The organism is Geoalkalibacter sp. (assembly GCF_030604225.1).
Lineage (GTDB): Bacteria > Desulfobacterota > Desulfuromonadia > Desulfuromonadales > Geoalkalibacteraceae > Geoalkalibacter.
The window spans coordinates 1-21,561 of the sequence record NZ_JAUVWH010000021.1 but is presented as its reverse complement, the minus strand read 5'-3'; the positions used below and the strand labels follow the sequence as shown (position 1 = coordinate 21,561).

Annotated in this window: 24 protein-coding genes; 19 read left to right on the top strand and 5 right to left on the bottom strand. The window is 61.4% G+C overall.

Translation table 11 applies throughout. From position 1 onward, the window contains the following. Positions 1–8: 8 nt before the first annotated feature. The gene (locus tag QAT43_RS04270; protein WP_305041802.1) at positions 9–395 is read left to right on the top strand and encodes a RidA family protein; all 387 of its coding nucleotides are present in this window, start codon (positions 9–11) and stop codon (positions 393–395) included. Positions 396–461: 66 nt separating this feature from the next. Here the strand turns inward: QAT43_RS04270 and rpmB are convergent, their stop codons facing one another. From rpmB to purM, 4 genes are all read right to left on the bottom strand, one after another. Then, positions 462–653 carry a 50S ribosomal protein L28 gene (gene rpmB / locus QAT43_RS04265; RefSeq protein ID WP_305041801.1) on the bottom strand — a complete coding sequence of 64 codons (192 nt, stop codon included), beginning with the start codon at positions 651–653 and terminating at the stop codon, positions 462–464. A gap of 81 nt (positions 654–734) precedes the next feature. Beyond that, on the bottom strand, positions 735–1,199 hold the full coding sequence (locus QAT43_RS04260) for a DUF523 domain-containing protein (RefSeq protein WP_305041800.1): 465 nt from the start codon (positions 1,197–1,199) through the stop codon (positions 735–737). 57 nt (positions 1,200–1,256) lie between these two features. Next, positions 1,257–1,913: a phosphoribosylglycinamide formyltransferase gene (purN, locus tag QAT43_RS04255; RefSeq protein WP_305041799.1), complete on the bottom strand. Its 657-nt coding sequence runs from the start codon at positions 1,911–1,913 to the stop codon at positions 1,257–1,259. 20 nt (positions 1,914–1,933) lie between these two features. Further along, positions 1,934–2,983 carry a phosphoribosylformylglycinamidine cyclo-ligase gene (purM, locus tag QAT43_RS04250; protein ID WP_305041798.1) on the bottom strand — a complete coding sequence of 350 codons (1,050 nt, stop codon included), beginning with the start codon at positions 2,981–2,983 and terminating at the stop codon, positions 1,934–1,936. Between the two features lie 165 nt (positions 2,984–3,148). On the opposite strand from purM, the gene rimI reads away from it, so the two are divergent. The 17 genes from rimI (at position 3,149) to QAT43_RS04165 (ending at position 20,623) form a co-directional block, all read left to right on the top strand. Continuing rightward, positions 3,149–3,628, top strand: a complete 480-nt coding sequence (rimI, locus tag QAT43_RS04245) for a ribosomal protein S18-alanine N-acetyltransferase (protein WP_305041797.1) — start codon at positions 3,149–3,151, stop codon at positions 3,626–3,628. Between the two features lie 28 nt (positions 3,629–3,656). Continuing rightward, on the top strand, positions 3,657–4,514 hold the full coding sequence (locus tag QAT43_RS04240) for a dihydroorotate dehydrogenase electron transfer subunit (RefSeq protein WP_305041796.1): 858 nt from the start codon (positions 3,657–3,659) through the stop codon (positions 4,512–4,514). A 14-nt stretch (positions 4,515–4,528) separates the two neighbouring features. Further along, positions 4,529–5,452: a dihydroorotate dehydrogenase gene (locus tag QAT43_RS04235; protein ID WP_442900203.1), complete on the top strand. Its 924-nt coding sequence runs from the start codon at positions 4,529–4,531 to the stop codon at positions 5,450–5,452. 159 nt (positions 5,453–5,611) lie between these two features. After that, entirely contained in the window at positions 5,612–6,295 is a 684-nt protein-coding gene (locus QAT43_RS04230; protein WP_305041795.1) for a hypothetical protein, read from the top strand. A gap of 18 nt (positions 6,296–6,313) precedes the next feature. Further along, the gene (locus tag QAT43_RS04225) at positions 6,314–8,983 is read left to right on the top strand and encodes a CBS domain-containing protein (protein WP_305041794.1); all 2,670 of its coding nucleotides are present in this window, start codon (positions 6,314–6,316) and stop codon (positions 8,981–8,983) included. A 59-nt stretch (positions 8,984–9,042) separates the two neighbouring features. Continuing rightward, positions 9,043–9,729, top strand: a complete 687-nt coding sequence (locus QAT43_RS04220) for a site-2 protease family protein (protein WP_442900202.1) — start codon at positions 9,043–9,045, stop codon at positions 9,727–9,729. A gap of 28 nt (positions 9,730–9,757) precedes the next feature. Continuing rightward, positions 9,758–10,468 carry a pseudouridine synthase gene (locus tag QAT43_RS04215; protein ID WP_305041792.1) on the top strand — a complete coding sequence of 237 codons (711 nt, stop codon included), beginning with the start codon at positions 9,758–9,760 and terminating at the stop codon, positions 10,466–10,468. An 85-nt stretch (positions 10,469–10,553) separates the two neighbouring features. Next, positions 10,554–12,620, top strand: coding sequence for a tetratricopeptide repeat protein (locus tag QAT43_RS04210; RefSeq protein ID WP_305041791.1), 2,067 nt, complete (start codon positions 10,554–10,556; stop codon positions 12,618–12,620). Between the two features lie 31 nt (positions 12,621–12,651). Further along, positions 12,652–13,566: an ExeA family protein gene (locus QAT43_RS04205; protein WP_305041790.1), complete on the top strand. Its 915-nt coding sequence runs from the start codon at positions 12,652–12,654 to the stop codon at positions 13,564–13,566. A gap of 72 nt (positions 13,567–13,638) precedes the next feature. After that, positions 13,639–15,450, top strand: a complete 1,812-nt coding sequence (gene mutL / locus QAT43_RS04200; protein WP_305041789.1) for a DNA mismatch repair endonuclease MutL — start codon at positions 13,639–13,641, stop codon at positions 15,448–15,450. Between the two features lie 11 nt (positions 15,451–15,461). Beyond that, on the top strand, positions 15,462–16,391 hold the full coding sequence (gene miaA, locus QAT43_RS04195) for a tRNA (adenosine(37)-N6)-dimethylallyltransferase MiaA (protein WP_305041788.1): 930 nt from the start codon (positions 15,462–15,464) through the stop codon (positions 16,389–16,391). A gap of 22 nt (positions 16,392–16,413) precedes the next feature. Continuing rightward, positions 16,414–16,647: an RNA chaperone Hfq gene (hfq, locus tag QAT43_RS04190; protein WP_305041787.1), complete on the top strand. Its 234-nt coding sequence runs from the start codon at positions 16,414–16,416 to the stop codon at positions 16,645–16,647. Positions 16,648–16,746: 99 nt separating this feature from the next. Beyond that, positions 16,747–18,063, top strand: coding sequence for a DUF512 domain-containing protein (locus tag QAT43_RS04185; protein WP_305041786.1), 1,317 nt, complete (start codon positions 16,747–16,749; stop codon positions 18,061–18,063). Next, positions 18,063–18,704: a lactate utilization protein gene (locus tag QAT43_RS04180; protein WP_305041785.1), complete on the top strand. Its 642-nt coding sequence runs from the start codon at positions 18,063–18,065 to the stop codon at positions 18,702–18,704. The genes QAT43_RS04185 and QAT43_RS04180 overlap by 1 nt, the downstream gene beginning before the upstream one ends. Before the next feature lie 48 nt (positions 18,705–18,752). After that, positions 18,753–19,550, top strand: a complete 798-nt coding sequence (locus QAT43_RS04175) for a tetratricopeptide repeat protein (protein ID WP_305041784.1) — start codon at positions 18,753–18,755, stop codon at positions 19,548–19,550. Between the two features lie 46 nt (positions 19,551–19,596). Further along, complete coding sequence (locus QAT43_RS04170; protein WP_305041783.1) at positions 19,597–19,938, top strand: CidA/LrgA family protein; 342 nt, start codon at positions 19,597–19,599, stop codon at positions 19,936–19,938. Beyond that, on the top strand, positions 19,928–20,623 hold the full coding sequence (locus QAT43_RS04165) for an LrgB family protein (RefSeq protein ID WP_305041782.1): 696 nt from the start codon (positions 19,928–19,930) through the stop codon (positions 20,621–20,623). Before QAT43_RS04170 ends, QAT43_RS04165 begins: the two co-directional genes overlap by 11 nt. Before the next feature lie 69 nt (positions 20,624–20,692). On the opposite strand, the gene QAT43_RS04160 is transcribed toward QAT43_RS04165, so the two are convergent. Then, positions 20,693–20,980 carry a PxxKW family cysteine-rich protein gene (locus QAT43_RS04160; RefSeq protein WP_305041781.1) on the bottom strand — a complete coding sequence of 96 codons (288 nt, stop codon included), beginning with the start codon at positions 20,978–20,980 and terminating at the stop codon, positions 20,693–20,695. Between the two features lie 126 nt (positions 20,981–21,106). Between QAT43_RS04160 and QAT43_RS04155 the strand changes: the two genes are divergently transcribed. After that, entirely contained in the window at positions 21,107–21,397 is a 291-nt protein-coding gene (locus tag QAT43_RS04155; RefSeq protein WP_305041780.1) for a hypothetical protein, read from the top strand. The last annotated feature ends 164 nt before the right edge of the window (positions 21,398–21,561 follow it).

The window sequence follows — 21,561 nt, the reverse complement described above, 5'->3', positions numbered from 1 at the left end:
AGGTTGACATGCCCATCGAAAAAATCGCCACCGACCAGGCTCCGGCAGCCATCGGGCCCTATTCCCAGGGCATCAGGGCGGGAGACTACGTGTTTTTCTCGGGGCAGATCCCCCTCGACCCGCACACCGGCGAATTGGTCGCCGGGGGTATCCGCGAGCAGACCGAACGGGTCATGGCCAACATGAAGGCGGCCCTGGAGGCGGCGGGCCTGAGCTTCGCGCAGGTGGTCAAGAGCACCATCTATCTGACCGATCTCGGTCAGTTTGCCCTGGTGAACGAGATTTACGGCCGCTTTTTCGGTGAGGTGCCGCCGGCCCGCGCCACGGTGCAGGTTGCGGCTCTGCCGCGCGGCGCGGCGGTGGAGATTGAATGGATCGCTTATTGCGGGCGCTGAGACAAGATGCAAAAAGGGCCGCTTCCCCAGGGAAAGCGGCCCTTTTTGCATTGAATGCGTGGCGTATTACACAGCCTTGGTGATGGCACCGGAGCGGATGCAGCGGGTGCAGACCTTGACCGAGCTGACGGTCCCGTTGCGCAGCGCTTTGACTTTCTGCAGGTTGGGGTACCAGACTTTTTTGGTTTTGTTATGGGCATGACTGACGTTATTGCCAGTCGAAGGTTTCTTTCCGCAGATTTCACAAATTCTTGCCATGGGACCTGACCTCCTGGAATTTTAGAACGCCAGTAATTACCACGGACCGCCGCTAAAGGCAAGGATTTTGTCGCGTATTTTTCAGGTTTTCATCCTCTCCACATCCTCTTCGCTCAAAACCGCGATGCCGTTGCGTTGCAGCAGCGCCGCGGCCACCCCCATGCCGGATATTTTCTCCTCGCCGCAATACACCTGATGCACACCGCAGGAGGGACTGCGTTCCTTAAGCAACGCTTCGGCGCACCCGCACAGTCGGGCGACTTTCAAGGTTTCCTGGGCGCCGCGGAGGAAAACGGCCGAGCGGTCCTCGCCTTGCTCGCTCACCACCTGGGCCCGGCCTTCCAGGACGCCCACGCCGTCGCCCTGGTGGAAAAAGGTGCGTGAACGCGGCGTCGGCAGTCCCGCCAGTTGCTCGGGACAAACCGGCACGGGAAGGCGCTGATGGCGGCGCAGCCAGGCGATTACTCCGGCGTGGCCCTTGCCGGCGCCGTCGTAGCGGGTATGCAGGCCGAGCAGGCAGGCGCTGACCAGAATCGGGCGAGGCATGATGGGGGAATCCTCCGGGGATCGGAACAGGCGCCGACGGGGGAGCGGGTGTTGTGATTAGTCGACGGCGGGGTTGAACAGAACCGCTTCGGCCGGATCGGCGGGCGGCAGGACGCGCACTCGGCGTCCCTCGACGCGCAGGCGGCCCTCGGCGAACAGTTGCACGGCGCGGGGATAGATAAGGTGCTCTTGGGCCAAAATCCGTGCTGACAGGGATTCTTCATTGTCATTTTCGAGAATCGGCACCACCGACTGGATGATGATAGGGCCGGTGTCGAGGCCGCCGTCGACGAAATGCACCGTGCAGCCGGAAAAGCGCGCGCCGTATTCCAGGGCCTTGCGCTGCACGTCGAGTCCGGGGAAGGCGGGAAGCAGGGAAGGGTGGATGTTCATGATGCGCTGGGGGAAGGCGTCGATGAAGACCGAGGAAAGCAGCCGCATGAAACCGGCCAGCACCACCAGCTCCACGCCGGCTTCACGCAGAGCCGCGACCATGGCGGTGTCGAAGGCTTCGCGCGAGGCAAATTTGCGATGGTCGATGACACAGGTGGCGATCCCGGCCTGGCGGGCGCGTTCCAAGGCGAAGGCGTCGGCCTTGTTGCCGGCGACCAGCACGATCTCGGCGTCGATCCGCCCGGAGAGGCTCTGGTCGATGAGGGATTGGAGATTGGAGCCGCGGCCGCTGGCCAGCACGCCCACGCGCAGTTTTGCCAAGGTCGATCGCTCCCTGTCGCTCAAGCCAGCAGCACGTCGCCGGCTTCCTCGTCGGATTTGATGATTTCGCCGATGACGAAGGCCTTCTCCTTGAGACCGGAGAGCCGCACCATGATGTCGTCGGTTTCCTGGGCCGGCACGATCAGCACCATGCCGATGCCGTAGTTGAAGGTGCGGTACATTTCGGCTTCTTCGATGGCGCCGCCCTCGCGCAGGGCTTCAAAAAGGGCCGGTTTGGCCCAGCTGTCCCGCTCGATGACCGCGCGGCAATGGCGCGGCAGCACCCGCGGCACGTTTTCGGTGATGCCGCCGCCGGTGATGTGGGCGATGCCTTTGACGGTGAAATCGCGCAGCAGGTTGAGGATGGGTTTGACGTAAATGCGCGTCGGGGTGAGCAAGGCCTCGCCCAGGGGCAGATCCACGCCGTCAAGGCGCGCGTCGAGCTGCAGGCCCATTTTTTCGAAAAACACCTTGCGCGCCAGGGAATAGCCGTTGGAGTGCAGACCGCTGGAGGTGATGCCGATCACCCGGTCGCCCACGGTGATGGTGGAGCCGTCGATGATCTTGCTGTTGTCCACCACGCCCACGGTGAAACCCGCCAGGTCGTACTCGCCCTCGGCGTAGAAGCCCGGCATCTCGGCGGTTTCGCCGCCGATGAGGGCACAGCCCGCCTCGATGCAGCCGGCGGAGATGCCCTTGACGATGTCCACGGCCTTTTCCGGCGCCAGCTTGCCGGTGGCCAGATAATCCAGAAAAAACAGCGGCTCGGCACCCTGCACCACGATGTCGTTGACGCACATGGCGACGAGATCGATGCCCACCGTGTCGTGCTTGTCCATCATGAAAGCCAGTTTGAGCTTGGTGCCGACGCCGTCGGTGGAGGCCACCAGTGTCGGCTTCTCGTACTTGCCGGCATTGAGGGAAAACAGCCCGCCGAAGCCGCCGATGTCGGTCAGCACCTCGGGACGGCTGGTCGCCTTGACCAGGGGTTTGATCATCTGCACGAAACGGTTACCGGCCTCGATATCGACACCGGCGTCTTTGTAAGTACTGGGGCTGAGTTTTTTCAAGGACGTGAACTCCTGACGATGGGGAAAAGCAATCATTTTTAAACCGGCCCTTCGCCCCTTGTCAACGGCAATTTCCCCCCGCAATGCCGTAAACATTCTTTCCTTTACAGCCGCCAGCCCCCTGCATTATCATCCCTGACGGTCCTTAATCGCCATGAACTTGATTTGTCTCGTATTTTCGCCGTGAATGCCATCGACATCCGCCCCATGACACGGGCCGATCTGCCCGCGGTGCTGGAGTTGGAGCGGGGTGGGTTTTCCCATCCCTGGACCGAGGCGATGTTTGTCGCCGAACTGGACAATCCCCAGGCGCGCGTCGACCTTCTGCACCTTGACGGGTGGCTGGCGGCCTATCTGTGTTCCTGGTTTCTGTGCGGCGAACTGCATGTGCTCAATGTGGCGACGGCGCCCGCCTTTCGCCGGCGCGGGTTGGCGCGGCGGCTGCTCGCTGAGGCCATGGACCGCTGTCGTCCCCTGGGGTTGGAGCGCGTGCTTCTCGAAGTGCGGGTGAGTAATGCCGCCGCCATCGCCCTGTATGAAAGCCATGGTTTCCGCCGCGACGGGGTACGCAAACGCTATTATCCCGATGGCGAGGACGCTCTGCTGATGACGCTGATAATCCCTGAAGTCCCACCCGGCAACTGAATCACCCCTATTTTTCTCAAGGTCGCGCATGAAGAACTACAAAACCATCATCCTGTCCAACCAGGAGATCTCGCCCGGCTACTACCGCATGCGGCTGCTGACGCCGGGCTTCAGCGAAACCGCCCGACCGGGGCAATTTCTCATGATGCGCGTGCAGCAGTCGCTGCCGCCCCTGCTGCGCCGCCCCTTCGGCATCTTCCGCACCGGATTCCTGCCGGCGGACTGCGAGGGCATGCCGCCCAAGGAATACACGGAAATCCTCTATAAGGTGGTGGGGCGCGGCACCAACATCATGGCCGACTTGCATCGCGGCGACAAGGTCGAGGTGCTGGGGCCCCTGGGGCGCGGCTTCGACGTCGGCGACCCGAGCGAGGAGAAGATACTGGTTGGGGGCGGCATCGGCCTGGTGCCTCTCTACATGCTTGCCGAATCCCTCGCCAGCCGCTGCAAGGTGCGGCTGCTCATGGGCGGTCGCACCCGCGACGACATCCTCGCCGTGACCGAGTTCGAGCGCCTGGGCGTGGAAACCTATGTGTCCACCGACGACGGCAGCCTCGGCGAGGAAGGGCTGGTGACGCGGGTGCTGGAGCGCAAGCTCGACAAGTATCCGCGCTCCTCGGTCTATGCCTGCGGGCCCATGCCCATGCTCGAGGCGGTGTACCGCATCTGTCATCGCCGTCAGGTGCCCCTGCAGGTGTCCCTTGAAGCGCTCATGGCCTGCGGCGTTGGCGCCTGCCTGGGCTGCGTGGTCAAGGGCGTGGGGCATACGGAGGAGAGTCCGCGTTACCTGTGCAGTTGCAAGCAGGGCCCGGTGTTTCGCGCCGACCAGCTGGACTGGAGTCGCCTCGGCGAGGAGCCGGGCTATTGCGAGGGATGCAAGTCGTGATGGACAAACAGACCATGAAAAGCGGACGCCCCAACCTGACGGTGGATATCGGCGGGCTGGTGTTGAAGAATCCGGTCATGCCGGCTTCGGGCACCTTTGGCTACGGCGAGGAGTACGCGCCTTTTCTCGATCTCAACTGCCTCGGCGCGGTGGTGACCAAGGGCCTGTCCCTACGGCCCAAGGCCGGCAACCCCACGCCGCGCATCGCCGAAACCATCAGCGGCATGCTCAACGCCATCGGCCTGCAGAACGTCGGCGTCGATGATTTCATCAAGTTCAAGCTGCCTTTTCTGCGCGAATTCACCACGCCGGTGATCGTCAATTTCTTCGGCAACACCCTGGAGGAGTACGGCGAGGTGGCCGCGCGGCTCTCCGACATCCCCGAAGTGACGGCCGTGGAGTTGAACATCTCCTGCCCCAACGTGAAAAAGGGCGGCATTGTTTTCGGCACCGATCCCAAGGCGGCCCACGAGGCGGTGAGCACCGTGCGCAAGCAGCTCAACAAGCACCTGATGGTGAAACTAACCCCCAACGTGACCGACATCACGGTGATCGCCCGCGCCGTGGAAGAGGCGGGGGCCGATTCCATCAGCTGCATCAACACCATTACCGGCATGGCGGTGGACATCAAGACCCGCCGGCCACGCCTGGCCAACCGCACCGGCGGACTCTCCGGCCCGGCCATTCGTCCCGTGGCGCTGCGCATGGTGCATCAGGTGGTGCAGGCGGTGAAGATCCCGGTGATCGGCGTCGGCGGCATCGTGCGGCCCATGGATGCTCTGGAATTTCTCATCGTCGGCGCGCGGGCGGTGCAGGTCGGCACCGCCAACTTCGTCGATCCCGCCTCCATGATCACCATCATCGAAGGCATCGAGCAGTTTCTTTTGGAGGAGGGGCTGACGGATATCAATCAGCTCATCGGCAGCCTGGAGCTTTGAATTCAATTTCAGGGCGGCGGAGGTGCAACAAAGGGAGGGTGTGTTCCAGTGCTGCCGGAGTGGCGGTCAAAATAAAACCCCGGGATCATCACCAGTTCAAGACTGGGAGAGGATTAACCCGGGGACAGCCTTCGTATTGTACGTTTTAAGGGGAAAAGAATGCAAGGCGATTTTTCGGCTCTTTTGCAAAAAGCCATTTCCCACGAGCGGCTTGAGGGCTATTCCCGCCGCAAGGAAATGCAAGGAAATAATTCGCTTTTTGCTCACTATGCCTGGAACCTTGCCTTGTCCGAAAGCCTCTACCCCGCGTTGCAAGGCATTGAAGTCGCCCTTCGCAACAGCATGCATGACGCTGCCCTAAATAGATTTGGAAGTGCCACTTGGTTTGAGGGGGATTTGCTTCATGAACGTGATCAACGGTTCGTTACCGTTGCACGCAATGCCTTGCTCAGTGCCGGAAAAACCATGGAGCCATCGAGAATATTGGCTGAATTAAGTTTTGGATTCTGGACGAGCCTTTTCGATGTGCGATATGAACAGCGGCTTTGGCCTTGGTTGCTAAAACCCGTTTTTCCCTACATGCCCCGCAGATTGAGAACCCGCGCTGAACTTTCTCGCAGACTCAATAAAATTCGCCTTCTGCGCAACCGCGTCTTTCATCACGAGCCGATCTGGTTTTGGCAAGACCTCAAGCAACAGCATCGGAATCTTTTGGAAACGCTCTCCTGGATCAACCCCGCCATGCCCCGCTTTATCGGAATAATTGATCGGTTTCCACGAGTTGCGGAAACGGGATGCGTCCCCTATCACGAACAGGTGGCAAACCTGTTCTTACAGCCGTAAAAGGGGCGCCGACCCGCAATGGACGTCATCACCACGCATATCAACGCCGATTTCGACTGCCTCGGCGGCATGATCGCGGCGAAGAAGCTCTATCCCAGGGCCGAGATGGCCTTCGCCGGCGCCCAGGAGCGCAGCCTGCGCGAGTTCTTCCTGAAAAGCGCCAGCTACGCCTATGCCTTCAAGCGCATCAAGGATATCGATCTGGCGGCCATCAAGCGGCTGATTCTGGTCGACGTGCGCCAGGCCGAGCGTATCGGACCCTTCGGCGAGGTGGCCCAGCGCCAGGGGGTCGAACTGCATATCTTCGATCACCATCCGGGCGGGGAGGGCAACCTCAAGGGCAGCGTCGAGCATATCGAGCCCGTCGGCTCGACGGTGACCGTGTTCTGCCGGCTGTTTCAGGAGCGCGGCATCCATCCCACCAGCGACGAAGCCACCCTGATGATGCTGGGCCTCTATGAGGATACCGGCAACCTCATGTTTAGCTCCACCACGGTGGCGGACTACCACGCCGCTGCTTTTTTGCTGGAACACGGCGCCCATCTTGACGCCGTGGCCGACTTTCTCACCTACGAGATGACCGCCGAGCAGGTGTCCCTGCTGCACGAACTGATCGCAAGTCGCATCGTCCTGAACGTTCACGGTTTTGACGTGAGCATCGCCCACGCCTCCACGGAAAATTTCGTCGGCGATCTGGCGGTGCTGACCCACAAGCTGCGCGACATGGAGAACCTTCGGGCGTTGATTGTCGCGGTGCGCATGGGCGATCGGGTGTTCATGGTCGGCCGCTCGCGCCTGCCCGAAGTGCATGTCGGCGAAATTCTTGCGGAATTCGGCGGCGGCGGACATGCCTTCGCCGCCTCCGCCGCGGTGCGCGGACAAACCCTGGTGCAGGTGCTGGAACGGCTCAACAGCGTGTTGCAGCGCCACGTCAATCCACGCGTCGAAGCGCGCCATCTCATGTCCTATCCGGTCAAGACCGTCAGTCCCCGCGCCACCATCGAGGAAGTCCGGGCCTTTCTGACGCGCTACAACATCAACGCAGCACCGGTGGTGGAGGACGGGCGGGTGCTGGGCATTCTCACCCGCCAGATGATGGAAAAGGCCGCCCATCACGGCCTGGGCGAGGTGGCTGCCGCCGAATACATGGAGAGCGATTTCGCCACGGCGGTGCCGAGCACGCCGGTGGAGGAGTTGCAGGAGTTGATCGTCGGGCGCAACCAGCGCTTCGTGCCAGTGCTTTCCGACAGCCACCTGGTCGGGGCCATTACGCGCACCGATCTGCTGCGTTACATGGTCGATCGCGGCCCGCGCGGCGAACAGGGTCGCGAGCCCGACGGCGGGCGAGGCCTGACCGACCTCAAGAAACGCGAAGTGGTGCGCATGATCCGCGAGCAGCTGCCGACGCGGGTGCGCGGCCTGCTCGAGGATTTCGGCCGCATCGGCGACGCCCTGGGGCTCAAGGTGTTTGCCGTGGGCGGCTTCGTGCGCGATCTGTTGCTGGAAGAGCCCAATCTGGATCTTGACATTGTCGTCGAGGGTGACGGTATCGCTTTTGCCGAAGCCTTTGCCCGCGAACATGCCTGCCGGGTACGCAGCCACCAAAAATTCGGCACCGCGGTGATCGTTTTCCCCGATGACTTCAAGGTCGATGTCGCCTCGACCCGGGTGGAATACTATTTGGAGCCCGCCGCCCTGCCCACCGTCGAGACCGCCTCCCTCAAGCTCGATCTCTATCGCCGCGATTTTACCATCAATACCCTGGCCATCATCCTTAACGGCGGGCGTTTCGGTGAACTGCTCGACTTTTTCGGCGGCTTGCGCGACCTGCGCGAGAAGGCGATTCGCGTGCTGCACAACCTGAGTTTCGTGGAAGACCCGACGCGGGTGTTCCGGGCGGTGCGGTTCGAGCAGCGCCTGGGGTTTCAGATCGGCAAGCAGACCGAGCATCTCATCCGCAGCGCGGTGCGCATGGGCTTTCTCGATCGCATCGGCGGCCCGCGTCTGCTCAACGAGATCATTCACATTCTCGAAGAAGCGCGCCCCTTTCCGGCAGTGGAGCGGTTGGGACGGCTGGACCTGCTCAAGTTTCTTCATCCCGGCCTGGAGGTCGACGAGGACTGCGGCGAGGTGTTCGAACGGGCCGATCGGGCCCTCAACTGGTATGAATTACTCTACACCGGACTTCCCTGCCGGCGTTGGCCGGTGTATTTCCTGTGCCTGATTCGCGATCTCGACGATGACGCCGTATTGGGTATGTGCGAGCGGCTGGCGGTTCCCGGACGCTGGCGCCCCTTGTTCATCGAGCAGCGGCACCTGGCGCGCGCCACCCTGCGGCAGCTCCTCGCTTGCGCCAAGCGACGCAAGAAGCGTCCCCTGGACAGTGAAATCCATCAATGGCTTCAGCCCTTCGACACGGAGATTCTGCTCTATCTCATGGCCCTGCTGGAGAGCGAGGAGGCACGCAGCTGGATCTCCCTTTATGTCACCCGGTTGCGCGGTCAGAAATCCCTGCTCGGCGGTGGGGATCTGCGCAGCCTGGGCGTGCCGCCCGGCCCGCGGTACCGGGAAATTCTCCAGCAACTGCTCCTGGCGCGAATTGACGGCAAGGTGGTCAGCCGCGAGGATGAGGTGGATCTGGTGCGACGCAAGATGGCCAGGCCGAACCGTTCGGGCACCACGCCCTAATTCGAAGCGCCGCGGTAAGCAATTGACCCGTGGTTCTTTTTCCCCTAGTCTGAAACCTTATGGAAACCATTGTTGCAAAAATATCCATCATGCTGGTCCCGGCGCTCATGGCGGTGACCATCCATGAGGTCGCTCACGGTTTTTTTGCCGACCGCTTCGGCGATCCGACGGCGCGTCTGCTCGGACGCCTCTCGCCCAATCCCGTCCGGCATCTCGATCCCGTCGGCACCTTGGCGCTGCTGATTTTCGGTTTTGGCTGGGCGCGGCCCGTCCCGGTCAATTTCCAGAATTTGCGCAACCCCAAAACCGATATGATCTGGGTGGCCCTGGCCGGGCCCCTGGCCAATCTGTTTCTGGCGATTGTCTCGGCTTTTGTCTTGCGCGGTGTTCTCTTAGCCGCCGATTTCGTGCCCGCCAGCCAGAAAATGGCGTTTCATGTCCTCGAACCCCTGGCGCTCATGGCCGGATTCAGTTTGTATATCAACATCATTCTGGCGGTGTTCAACCTGCTGCCGGTGCCGCCTCTCGACGGCGGCCGTGTGATGGTCGGCGTTCTGCCGCGGCGCCAGGCTGAGCTGCTGGCGCGGATCGAGCCGTTCGGATTCATTCTCATCATTTTTCTGATTTTCTTCACCGATCTGTATCGTCTGTTTCTTGCGCCGATCGTGTTCGGCATCGTCGGTTTCATGGCGGGTCGTCAGGAATTCATGGTGTTTCGCGCCATTGAATTTCTCTTTGGGCGCTGATGGATAGGTCCTGCGACGGCGGGGGGGCATGATGGAGCGTTTGCAAAAGCTGATCGCCGCCGCCGGCCTGGGTTCGCGCCGTCAGGCGGAGGAATGGATAGCCGCCGGGCGCGTTTCGGTCAATGGGCGCATCGCCGCCTTGGGCGACAAGGCCGATCCGCAAGGCGATCGCATTTGCGTGAACGGGCGCGAATTGCCGCGCGCCGAGGAGAAGGTCTACCTGCTACTGCACAAGCCAGCGGGTTATGTGACGACGCTGAGCGATCCCCAGGGACGGCCCATCGTCACGGATCTGATCAAGAACTGCCCGGCCCGGGTGTTTCCCGTCGGACGCCTGGATGCATCCACCGAGGGGCTGCTGCTGCTGACCAACGATGGCGCCCTGGCGCAACGCCTGGCTCACCCGCGCCACAAGGTCGACAAAACCTATCTGGTCAAGGTACGGGGGCTGCTAAGCGACGCGGCGCGCCGCCGCCTGGAAAATGGCGTCCGCCTGGATGACGGTCCCACGCTGCCGACGGTGGTTGAGCGGGTGCGGACCACGGCGAGCAACACCTGGTTCGAACTGGTGCTGCGCGAGGGGCGCAACCGCCAGGTGCGGCGCATGTGCGAGGCTGTCGGCTATCCCGTGGTGCGACTCAAGCGCCTGCGGGTCGGCTTTCTCGAACTTGGCGATCTGGAGGTGGGGAAGTTTCGCCCCCTGACGCGCCACGAAATTTTACGTCTGGGAGAACTTTAGGAGCCTTGACAGTCCTTTTGTCCCTCTATATCATTAATAGGCGTTTATAGAAAAGGGGGGAACCGGTTTGTCGAATAAAGAGAAATTGATCGCCTCCGCCCAGAAAAACCTCCTCAAGGGGCAGGTGGCCAAGGCGATCAAGGATTATCAGCGGGTGGTCGAGCTCGACCCCAAGGATATTCGTAACCGCCAGAAGCTGGCCGATCTCTTCGTGCGCGCCAAAATGCCCAAGGAGGCGCAGGAGCATTACGAGGCCGTCGCGCGCTATTTTTCGGAAAACGGTTTCTTTCTCAAAGCGATCGCCGTTTACAAGCAGATGCAGAGAATCGATCCCGCGCGGATCGATCTGTACCACCGTTTGGCGGAACTCAACGCCCGGCAGGGGTTGATCGGGAATTCCCTGGCGGAATACAAAAGCCTGGTCAATCATTACGAAAAGCAGGGCTTGTTGCCCGAAGCCGTCAACATTCTGCGAAAAATGAAGGAGGTCGATCCGGAGAATCTCAACATCCGGGTCAAGATTGCCGAAACCTACGCCCGCGCCGGGATGCAGGACAAGGGGCAAGCCGAATTCCGCGATATTCTCAAGGCGCTCAAAACCAAGCGCGACCCCGCGAAAATCCTTAAGCTCCACGAAATATTTCAGCCCCTTTTTCCCGACGATATGGACATCCGTATCGGTCATGCTCGCGCCCTGATCGATGCGGGCGATGCGGCCAAGGGCGTCGAACGGCTGAAAAAGCTTCACGCCGCCCAAGCCGCGAATCCTGAGTTGCTGCGCCATCTGGCGGCGGGGTTTCAGCGCTTGGGGGATTTCGAGAGCGAACGAGCCGCCTGCGAGAGCCTGCTCAAGCTGAATCCGGCCGAAGCGAATATCCGTGAAGGCTACCTGCGTGCCTGCCTCAAGGCGCAAAAACCCGTGGAAGCCCTGGAAAAACTCGAACTCTGGCGCGAGGATTTCCTGGCCGCCAAGCGCACCGATCTGCTCAAGGAGCTTTACGAGAAGCTTCACGAAGCCCTGCCCGAGGATACGCGCGTCGTCAACGGCCTCAAGGGTCTTTACCAGGCCCTGGGGGAAGGCGACAAGCTGTTCGACCTCATGGCCGTTTCCGGCGACGCCAGCCTGGTCGAATTCCTGGAGGAAGATGAGCGTGAGCGGCATCCCTTTGTCGGCGCCGCCGATTTTCCGGTTACCCTCGATCTTGAGCCGGAGGTGGCAGAGGCGCCGCGCGACGAGCAGGCCGATCTCGTCATGGACCTGCCCGAGGAATTTCTTATCGAGGAACCGGTTCAGTCCGAGCCTGCGACGGAACCGACGGCCATCGGAACACCGCTCATGGAGGATGATCTGGAGCTCGATCTGGAGTTTGATGGGGATGAGCCGCCCGCAGCCTCGTTCTCCGAAGAGATCAGCGATCTGGCCGAGGGCGAAGATGCATTCGACGCGGATTCCGGCGAACTTGAGTTGATCGAGTTGCCTGACTTTCCGACGGCGGATCAGGAGTCAGCCCCTGGAGTCGTTGAAGCCCCGCCGGCTGCGCCGGAGGAGGGTGGTCTGGACTTTTTCTCCGATGAGTTGCCCGACCTGGAATTCGACCTGGAACCGGAACCCGAACTCCAGCCTTCATCGACCGCAACCCCACGTGCCGCGACCACGGCGCCTTTGAGCCATGTGGAGCAGGCGCGCCTGGAGGGCGATCTCAGCCGCTTCAAGAAGGTGCTGGAGAGCCAGATCGACGCGGGCGACGCCGAAACTCATTTCAACCTAGGCATTGCCTTCAAGGAAATGGGCCTTCTTGACGACGCGGTTGCCGAATTCGACCAAGCCATGAAAAATATGACGCGGCGCCTGGATTCCCTGACCTTGAAAGGAATCTGTCTGGCGGAAAAGGGCGATCTGGACGGAGCCGAGGAAGCCTTCAAGTCGGCCCTCTTGCTGCCGGATATCGCCGAGGGCGATCTGTGCAACCTCTATTTTGAGCTGGGCCAGCTTCACGAAAGGCGGGGGTTGCCGCGCGATGCCCTGAATTATTTCGAGAAAGTCGCCGCCCAGGATCCTTCCTTCCGCGAGGTCTCGCAACTGATTCGCAAGCTTCGCCGTCAACTCGGCCTGGGCGGGGGAGACGACAAGGGACGGGTTTCCTATCTGTGACGAGTCACGGGCGGCGCAAGGGGCATGAGGCATGAGCTATCTTGAACATTTCGGGTTTGAGCAGGAGCCTTTTTCCAATGCCCCCGATGCCCGATTTTATTTCGACAGCGAACAGCACCAGCAGGCGCAGCGGCGCCTGCGTTTTGCCGTTGATTCCAACAAGGGTCTGGCGGTTGTGGTGGGCGGCATCGGCACCGGCAAAACCACCCTGGCCCGGCGCATGCTTGACCTTCTCGGAACGGAACGTTATCAGTCGAGCCTGCTGATCATGGTGCATTCGGGCATCACGCCCGAGTGGCTTTTGTCCCATATCGCCCTGCAAATGGGCGTGGCGACACCCGGAAACGATCGTCTGGTGATTCTGCGCCAGCTTTACGAACGCCTGCTGGAGATCGATGCCCAGGGACGCCGGGCGGTGATCCTCATCGACGAGGCGCAGATGCTGCAAACCCGTGAGTTGATGGAAGAGTTCCGCGGGTTGTTGAATCTTGAGATCCCCGGCCGCAAACTTTTGAACATCCTTTTTTTCGGCCTGCCGGAGCTCGAGGAGAATTTGCGCCTCGATCCGCCCCTGGCGCAACGGGTGGCGATGCGCTGCGAGCTCACGTCCTTGACCGCCGGCAACACGGCCTCCTACATCTGGCATCGTCTGCGGATCGCCGGCGGGCAACGCATGGTGTTTGACGACGATGCCATTGCCGCGGTTCACCAGTATGCCGGCGGGGTGCCGCGTCTCATCAATACCCTTTGCGATAACTGTCTGTTCGAAGGGGCGCTGCTTAACCGGGAGCAGATTGACGAGAAAATTGTCATCGACATGGCCAAGGCTTTGGATCTGCATGGTGACGCGGCACCCCGCAGCGAGGAAGTCGATCTCGATCAGGGGCTTGAGCAGATCGAGTCGATGCTCGAACGCCTTGAGATGAAATCCTGTCCCCTCGCCTGACCGGCATGCCGGTTCGCATCAACCCAACGCAAGGGCCGCTGCTGGTGCGCGGCTTTTTTTCTTGGATCGTCCATGAGCAGCAAAATTTGCATCCTGCCTGAAAACCTCTGCAACATGATCGCCGCCGGGGAGGTGGTCGAGCGACCGGCATCCGTCATCAAGGAGTTGGTGGAAAACGCCCTGGATGCAGGCGCGGGCGATATTCTGGTCGAGGTGGAAGGCGGCGGAAAAAAGCTCATGCGGGTCACCGACGACGGTGAGGGCATGGCCCGCGATGACGCCTTTCTCTGCCTGGAGCGCCACGCCACCAGCAAGATCCGCCAGGCGCGGGATCTTGCCGCCTTGACCACCCTGGGCTTTCGCGGTGAGGCGCTGCCCGCCATCGCCTCGGTGAGCCGGTTGACCCTGCGTACCTGCGCCAACGAGCAGGGCGAGGGCGTGGAGATTTATCTTGAAGGGGGCAGTGTCCGCAAGAGTCAGGATCTGGGATTGCCGCGCGGCACCAGCATCGAGGTGCGCAGCCTTTTTTTCAACACCCCGGCGCGCCGCAAGTTTTTGCGCCGCGATGAAACGGAACTCGGCCATATTGCCGATGTGGTCACCAAGCAGGCTCTGGCCCATCCGCACGTGCGTTTCCGGCTCGTGCACAATGGGCGGCAGCTCTTCGAGGTGCGCCGCGGCAGTCGTCTCGATGAGCGCATCGCGGCTTTCCTGGGGCGTTCCCTGCTCAAGGAGTTGGTGCCGGTCGAGGCGGGCAGGGCGGGCGAACTGTATCTGAGTGGTTTTGTCTGCCCGCCGACGGTCAATCGTTCCGCAACCAGCGCCATCTACATGTTCATCAACGGCCGTTATGTGCGTGACCGGGTGGTTCAGCACGGGGTTCTCGAGGGCTACCGCAACCTGCTGATGAAGGGGCGCTATCCTGTAGTGGTGCTGTTTCTGGAGATCGATCCGGCCGAGGTTGACGTCAACGTGCACCCCACCAAGCACGAGGTGCGCTTTCGCGATCAGGGTCGGGTCCATGATTTTATCGCCGAGGCCGTGCGGCAGGTGCTGAAAGGTTCGCCGGGCCTGCGGCCCCCACCCGAACCTCAGACCTTCCCGACGACCAGCGGGGAGGTCAAGGAGCCGACCCATAACCGATGCGATGCCGCCGAAGCGGCGCGGCATCGCATCGGTGAGGCGTTGAGTGCTTATGGGCAACGACCGGATATCGTGCCCCGCGCGCCTGATGTAAGCATGCGGCCGCCGGTTGCCGTTGCTCCGGCGCGGACACCGCCATTGCCGGGGGACCGAGGAGGATTTTTTTCCTCCCTGCGCTATCTCGGCCAGTACCGCAACGGCTATCTGCTCTGCCAGGACGGCAACGATCTGATTCTGATCGATCAGCACGCCGCCCATGAACGGATTCGCTTTGAACAACTGCGCGCGGATTTCCGGCGCGGCGCGCCGGCGCGCCAGAGTCTGTTGTTTCCTCTGGTCATTGAATTCGACTTCAAGGCCGCGGCGGTGCTTGAGGAGTTTTTGCCGCTGGTTGAGCGCTTCGGCTTCGAGATCGAGCCCTTCGGTGGAAAGTCCTTTGCCGTCAAGGCCCTGCCGGCGATCCTGGCCGAGACGGATGTGGAAGGGCTGCTGCGCGATCTCGTCGCCGATCTGGAAGGCGTGAGCCAAAGCGGCGTCGCCGACGATGCTCTGGATGAGGTTCTCATGCGCCTGGCCTGTCATGGCGTGGTGCGGGCCGACCAGGCCTTGGCCCCTGGAGAAGCGCAGCGGCTGCTGAACGATCTCGACGGGGTTGACTTCAGTGCGCATTGTCCCCATGGCCGCCCGGTTCAGGCGCGCTTGACCCTGGGCGACGTGGAGCGCATGTTCCGGCGGGGTTGAGGACAGGGCACATGGCGCAACCGAAAAAAATCCCCCTGGTGGTGTTGTGCGGTCCAACGGGAGGCGGCAAGACGGCCCTGGCTTTGCGCCTTGCCCGGCACTGGCCCCTGGAAGTGCTCTCCGCCGACAGCCGCCAGGTGTTTCGCGGCATGGATATCGGCACGGCCAAGGCCAGTCCGGCGGAGCAAGCGCTGGTCCCCCATCATCTGCTCGATGTGGTCGATCCCGATGAGGAATTTTCCGCGGCCGATTTTGCCGTGCGCGGGCGCGCCCTGGTCGATGACATCGCGGGACGCGGTCGGCGGCCCTGGGTTGTCGGCGGCACGGGTTTTTATATCCGCGCCCTCACCGAGGGCCTGTTGGATGCGCCTTCGGGAAACGAAGACCTGCGTCGGCGCTGGCATGCCCTGGCTGAAGAGCAAGGTCCGATGGCGCTCTGGGAACGGTTGCGCCAGGTCGATCCCCTGGCGGCGGAGCGGATTCATCCCAACAACCTGGTGCGTGTGGTGCGGGCGCTGGAGGTCTTTACCCTGACCGGGCGACCGATCTCCGAACTTCAGCAAAGCCACGGGTTCGAGGATCGTCCCTATGCGCTGCTCAAGCTGGGGATCATGCCGCCGCGCGATGAATTGTTCCAGCGCATCGACCAGCGCGTCGACGCCATGGTGCAGGAGGGGTTGTTCGAGGAGGTTAATGCGCTGCTCGCCCGCGGCTACGATGCTTCTCTCAAGTCCATGCGCACCCTCGGCTACCGCGAAATGATCGCCTGCCTCAGGGGGGAAATCAGCCGCGAAGAGGCGCTGGAACTCGTTAAATTACACACTCGGCAGTACGCGAAACGCCAGTTGACCTGGTTTCAGAAAGACCCTGAAATAATTTGGGTTGATTCCTTGAGAGAGTTTGCTACAATCCAGCAGTTGATTGAAAATTTTTATTCTTAATGTGCGCTGAGAAGGAGTGGACATGGCGAAGACCCCGTTCAACATTCAGGACCAGTACCTCAACCAGGCCCGCAAAGAGCGGGTCCACGTCAACATCACCATGATGTCGGGAGAGAAGCTCGTCGGCTACATCAAGTCGTTCGACAGCTTCTGCGTTCTTGTGGACAGCAGCGGCGACATTCTGCTCTACAAACACGCGATTGCCGCCATCACCTCCTCGGACGGCAATTTCCGTCTGCATGGAGGCAAGGACTAACCCCTTTCCGCAGTCGTCGCAACAATCAGAGGTCCCCGTCCGAAGACGTACCGCGTCCGACGGGGGCCTTTGTCTTTGGCGAGGGACCCAACCGGCTTCATGCTGAAAATTACCCAAATCCATCCGGGCGGCATCGGCGAGGAACTCGAACTCGAGCCCGGTGACGCCGTGTTGGCCGTTGACGGTCAACCAGTGCGTGACCTGCTCGACTTTCACCTCTACTGCGGGCAAGCGTCGGAGTTTGTTCTCGAAGTGCAAAAGTCCCAGGGAGAGATTTGGGATCTGCACATTGAAAAAGGCGAGGATGAGGATCTCGGCATCGAATTCGAGCATCCCGAGCCGACCCAGTGCGGAAACAATTGCCTGTTCTGCTTCGTCCATCAGTTGCCGCGCGGCATGCGCCGCACCCTTTACGTCAAGGACGAGGATTACCGTTTTTCCTTTCTGTACGGCAGTTACATCACCCTGACCAATGTCGGCGAGAAAGAGATCGAGCGGATCATCGCCCAGAAGCTCTCGCCCCTCTATGTTTCGGTCCACGCGACGGACGAGCCCCTGCGCAACCGCCTGCTCGGGAAGCAGACTCCCGCCATCCTGCCTTTGCTGCGGCGGCTGATCGACGCCGGGATCGAACTGCATACCCAGATCGTGCTCTGCCCCGGCCTGAACGACGGCGAGCAACTGGTCAAATCCATCAACGATCTGCACCAACTCTTTCCCGGCGTGCGCTCCCTGGCGGTGGTGCCGGTCGGCTTGACCGGCTTTCGCCTGCGTCTTCCCGATCTGCGGGTGCCAAGCCGCGAGGAGGCCAGGGACGTTCTCGACACCATCGAAAATCTGCAGCAGCGTTTTTTGGCCGCCGGTGGCAGCCGTTTTGTCTTCGCCGCCGATGAGCTCTATCTCAAGGCCGAGCGTGATTTTCCCGCCACAGCCTGTTACGAGGATTTCCCTCAGTGGGAAAACGGCGTCGGCATGGTGGCCCTGTTTCGCGAGGAGACCGCCGATGCCCTGGAGCAGGCCCGCCCGTTGACCCTCAAGGCGGTTTCCCTGGTGACCGGAGAATCGGCCGCCGCGGAGCTCAGGCATCTCGCCGCCGAGCTGGGCCGCAAGACGGGTGTGCGCATCCAGGTGCAGGTGGTGAAAAACGCCTTTTTCGGCGGCCAGGTCAGCGTCACCGGTCTGTTGACCGGGCGCGACATTCTTGACCAACTGCGCGGCAAGCCCCTTGGCGAGGCGCTGTTTCTGCCGGATGTGCTGGTCAGGGACGGCGAGGATTTGCTGCTTGACGATCTGAGCCTCATCGATCTGGAGCGGGCCCTGGGCGTGCCGGTGGAGAAGGTGGCCGGCACGCCCCTGGGTCTGCTGGCGGGACTGGAGGTCATGGACGAAATTCTGCACGGAGAGGAGCCGGACTGATGGACGAACACAAGCGCTGGCACCGCCGCCAGCTTCTGGAAGAGGCCGCGCGCGGCCTGGAGCGCAATGGTTTTGCCGTGCAGGTCTGCGAATCCGCCGAGGAGGCGTTGCCCTTTTTGCTGCAACAGACCGACGAGGCGCGCACGGTTGGGTTCGGCGGCTCCATGACCCTCGCCGCGCTGGATCTGCCCGCGCGCTGCGCGGCGGCGGACAAGCAGACCCTGGTGCATGGCCGCGCGGGGCTCAGTCCCGAGGAGCGCCGCCAAATCATGGCGGCCCAGCAGTCCTGCGATCTGTTTTTCACCAGCACCAACGCCCTGACCCTCAAGGGGCAGTTGGTCAACATTGATGCCACGGGCAATCGGGTTTGCGCCATGGCCTTCGGCCCGCGTCGCGTGATCGTGGTGGCCGGGGTCAACAAAATTTGCACGGACCTCGATGCCGCCCTGCGCCGCGTCAAGGAAACGGCCTGTCCGCCCAATGCCCGCCGCCTTAACTTCAAGACCCCCTGCGCCGCCACCGGCCTGTGTAGCGACTGCAATGCGCCGGATCGCATCTGCCGCATCACCACCATCATCGACAAAAAGCCCCGCGCCACCGAGATGCTGGTCTGCCTGATCAACGAGGATCTCGGCTATTAGGAAAAATCTCAAGAAAATAGCTGTAACCAGTGAAAGGATAAGGGAATTATGCAGGAAGTCGAGCAGTTGTTGATCAAGGGGCGGGCCGCCCTGGAAACCGGGGAATTCGCTGACGCGGCGCGGTTGTTCCGCCAGGTTCTCGAGCAATGCCCCGATCGCGCCGAGGTGCACGCGGCTCTCGGTGAGGCTTTGGCCGAGCAGGGCAAGGTCGCCGAGGCGCGCAAGCACCTGGAAAAAGCCATGGCGCTGGATCCCGAGGATCTCGATGCCCAGTATGCCCTGGGGGATCTGTGTTTCGAGGAAGGCCAGGCCGAGCAAGCTCTGGAAATCTACCAGAAGATTCTGGCCCTTGAGCCCCAGGAGGCCGATGCCTGGGTCAGTTGCGGGCTGGTGCATTTTCATCGCGAGGATATGGAAAGAGCGCAACACTGCTATGAGAAAGCCCTCGCCATCGATCCAGATTCGATTTTTGCCCGCAATTCCCTGGGGGATGTCTTTTATGCCCAAGGCCGGGCCGAGGAAGCGGTGGCTCAGTATCGCCGCGTGGTCGAGATCGACCCGGATGATGCCCAGGCGCATTACAATCTGGGGGAAATCTATTATGACACGGGCGATCTGGAAGGGGCCGAGGCCGAGTGCAGCACCGCCTTGACCCTGGACCCGGGCTTTTCTTTTGCCTATATGACGCTGGGCAATATCTGCCTCGATCGGGAACAGCCGCGCCAGGCGCTCGACTGGTTCCAGAAATTTCTGTTGCATGAAACGGCTGCCGGCGCCTCGGATATCCGTGACGAAGTGGCGGCGGTGGTGGCCGGGCTCAAGGCCGAACTGGGGCAGGACGGATAAGGATTTCCGGGGCGTTTGCGCGGAGGGCGATTTCATGGTGCGGGGCATGGCGATTTTGTTGATCATGCAATTGCTTGGTGAGGTGATTTCCCGCGGCCTGAAAATCCCCATACCCGGCAATGTCATCGGCATGGGTCTGCTGTTGGCGGCCCTGGGCCTGGGCTGGATCAAGGTTCAGTGGATTCAGGAGGCCGCCGAGTTGCTGCTCGCCCATCTGGCCTTGTTTTTCGTTCCCGCCGGCGTCGGCGTCATGGTTTATTTCGACCTGATCTCCGCCGAATGGCTGCCCATCGTCACCGCGATGGTACTGAGCACCTTCGTGGTCATGGCGGTGACCGGCCGGGTTGCCCTGAGGCTTGACCGCAGGAGGGGCGCCGATGATCGATGAGCTGCTCTATTCTCCCTTGTTCGGCGTGGCCCTGACCCTGGCCTGTTACGCCCTGGCCCAGAAGCTCTATGTGCGCACGGGGAGCATTTTTTTCAATCCCGTCGCCGTGTCGATTGTTGCGATTATCGGGTTTTTGCTGGCGTTTCGCATTCCCCATGAGGCTTATGTCGCGGGCGGGCGCCTCGTGCTGTTTCTCCTCGGGCCTTCGGTGGTGGCCCTGGCCGTGCCGCTCTATGTGCGGCGGCGGGAAATCTTGGAGCGCAAGGTGCCCATCTTGCTGGGGATCACCGCGGGCGCCCTGGCCTCCATTCTGTCGGCGTCGGGACTGGCTTGGCTGTTGGGGGGGAGTCGCGAGGTGATTCTGTCCCTGGCGCCGAAATCGGTGACCACGCCGATTGCCATCGGGATTGTCGAAAAGATCGGCGGCCTGCCGCCCTTGACGGCGGCCCTGGTGGTGCTGACCGGCTGCCTGGGGGCGATCTGCGGCCCGGAATTCTGCCGTCTCATCGGCGTGCGTGATCCCGCGGCCATGGGTTTGGCGGTCGGTACCGCCGCGCATGGCATCGGCACGGCGCGCATGCTCGAAGTCGATCGGCTCGGCGGCGCCGTGTCCGGTTTGGCGATCGGCCTCAACGGGCTGATCACTGCCTTTATCCTGCCGTTGATCGTCGCCCTTTTCCTGTGATTGGGCAAAAAAAAAAACGGGCAGGCAACCAAAGGTTGCCTGCCCGGGGAAGCATTCCAGGAGACAGAATTACTTCTTTTTCGCCGAAGCCTTCTTGGAGGCCTTGAGGGGGTTGATCTTGGTGTCGGCGATCTTGATTTCGATCTTGCGGTGGGTGGCGAAGTTGCACAGGCCGCCGGCCCATTTCTTCTGCGGCGCGGGGTAGGCGGAGCAGACCTTGCCGATGGTTCCGTCAACGATGCGCTCACAGCCTTCACAATCGGCGACGACCACCTGGCAGGAATGTCCTTCAAAGGTGCAACCCGATTTCGCCCAGAAGGTGCATTCGGTACCGGGGAGAACAGTCTGGCACTGCATGGGTGTTTCCTCCTTGAAATTCTTCTTTTGCGTTTGTACTCAGAATTTCGCATTCTAATGCGTCGCTGTTGGTGAGTCAACCAGTAAATGGGCCAGGGACCGGGAAAATTTTCGAAAGGATTGTTTGTGACCGCACATGCCGAATGGGAAGCGCGCTGCCGCCGTTGCGGGCGTTGCTGCTTTGAAAAAATCGACTTTGAGGGGCGGATTTTTTATACCGATCGCCCCTGCGAAAAACTTGATCTGGCCACCCGCCTGTGCACCGTCTATGTGCAGCGACAGACGGCCCGTCCAGGTTGTACCCTGCTTGATGAACGGATCATCGGCCTCGGCGTCCTGCCGGCGGATTGTCCCTATGTGGCGGATATCGCCGATTATGAGCCACCGATTCTTTGGGATGAGGATCAGGGCAAATAGCGCGGGAAGAGGGGAACCGTCCCGTATCTTTTCCTAGGTGACGTGGTATTCTTAAGCGGTGTCCAATCACATCAGAATCAGGAGAGCTATGCCATGGGTCGCATTAAATTCGGAACCTCCGGATGGAGGGGTATTCTCTGCGAGGATTTCATTTTCGACAACGT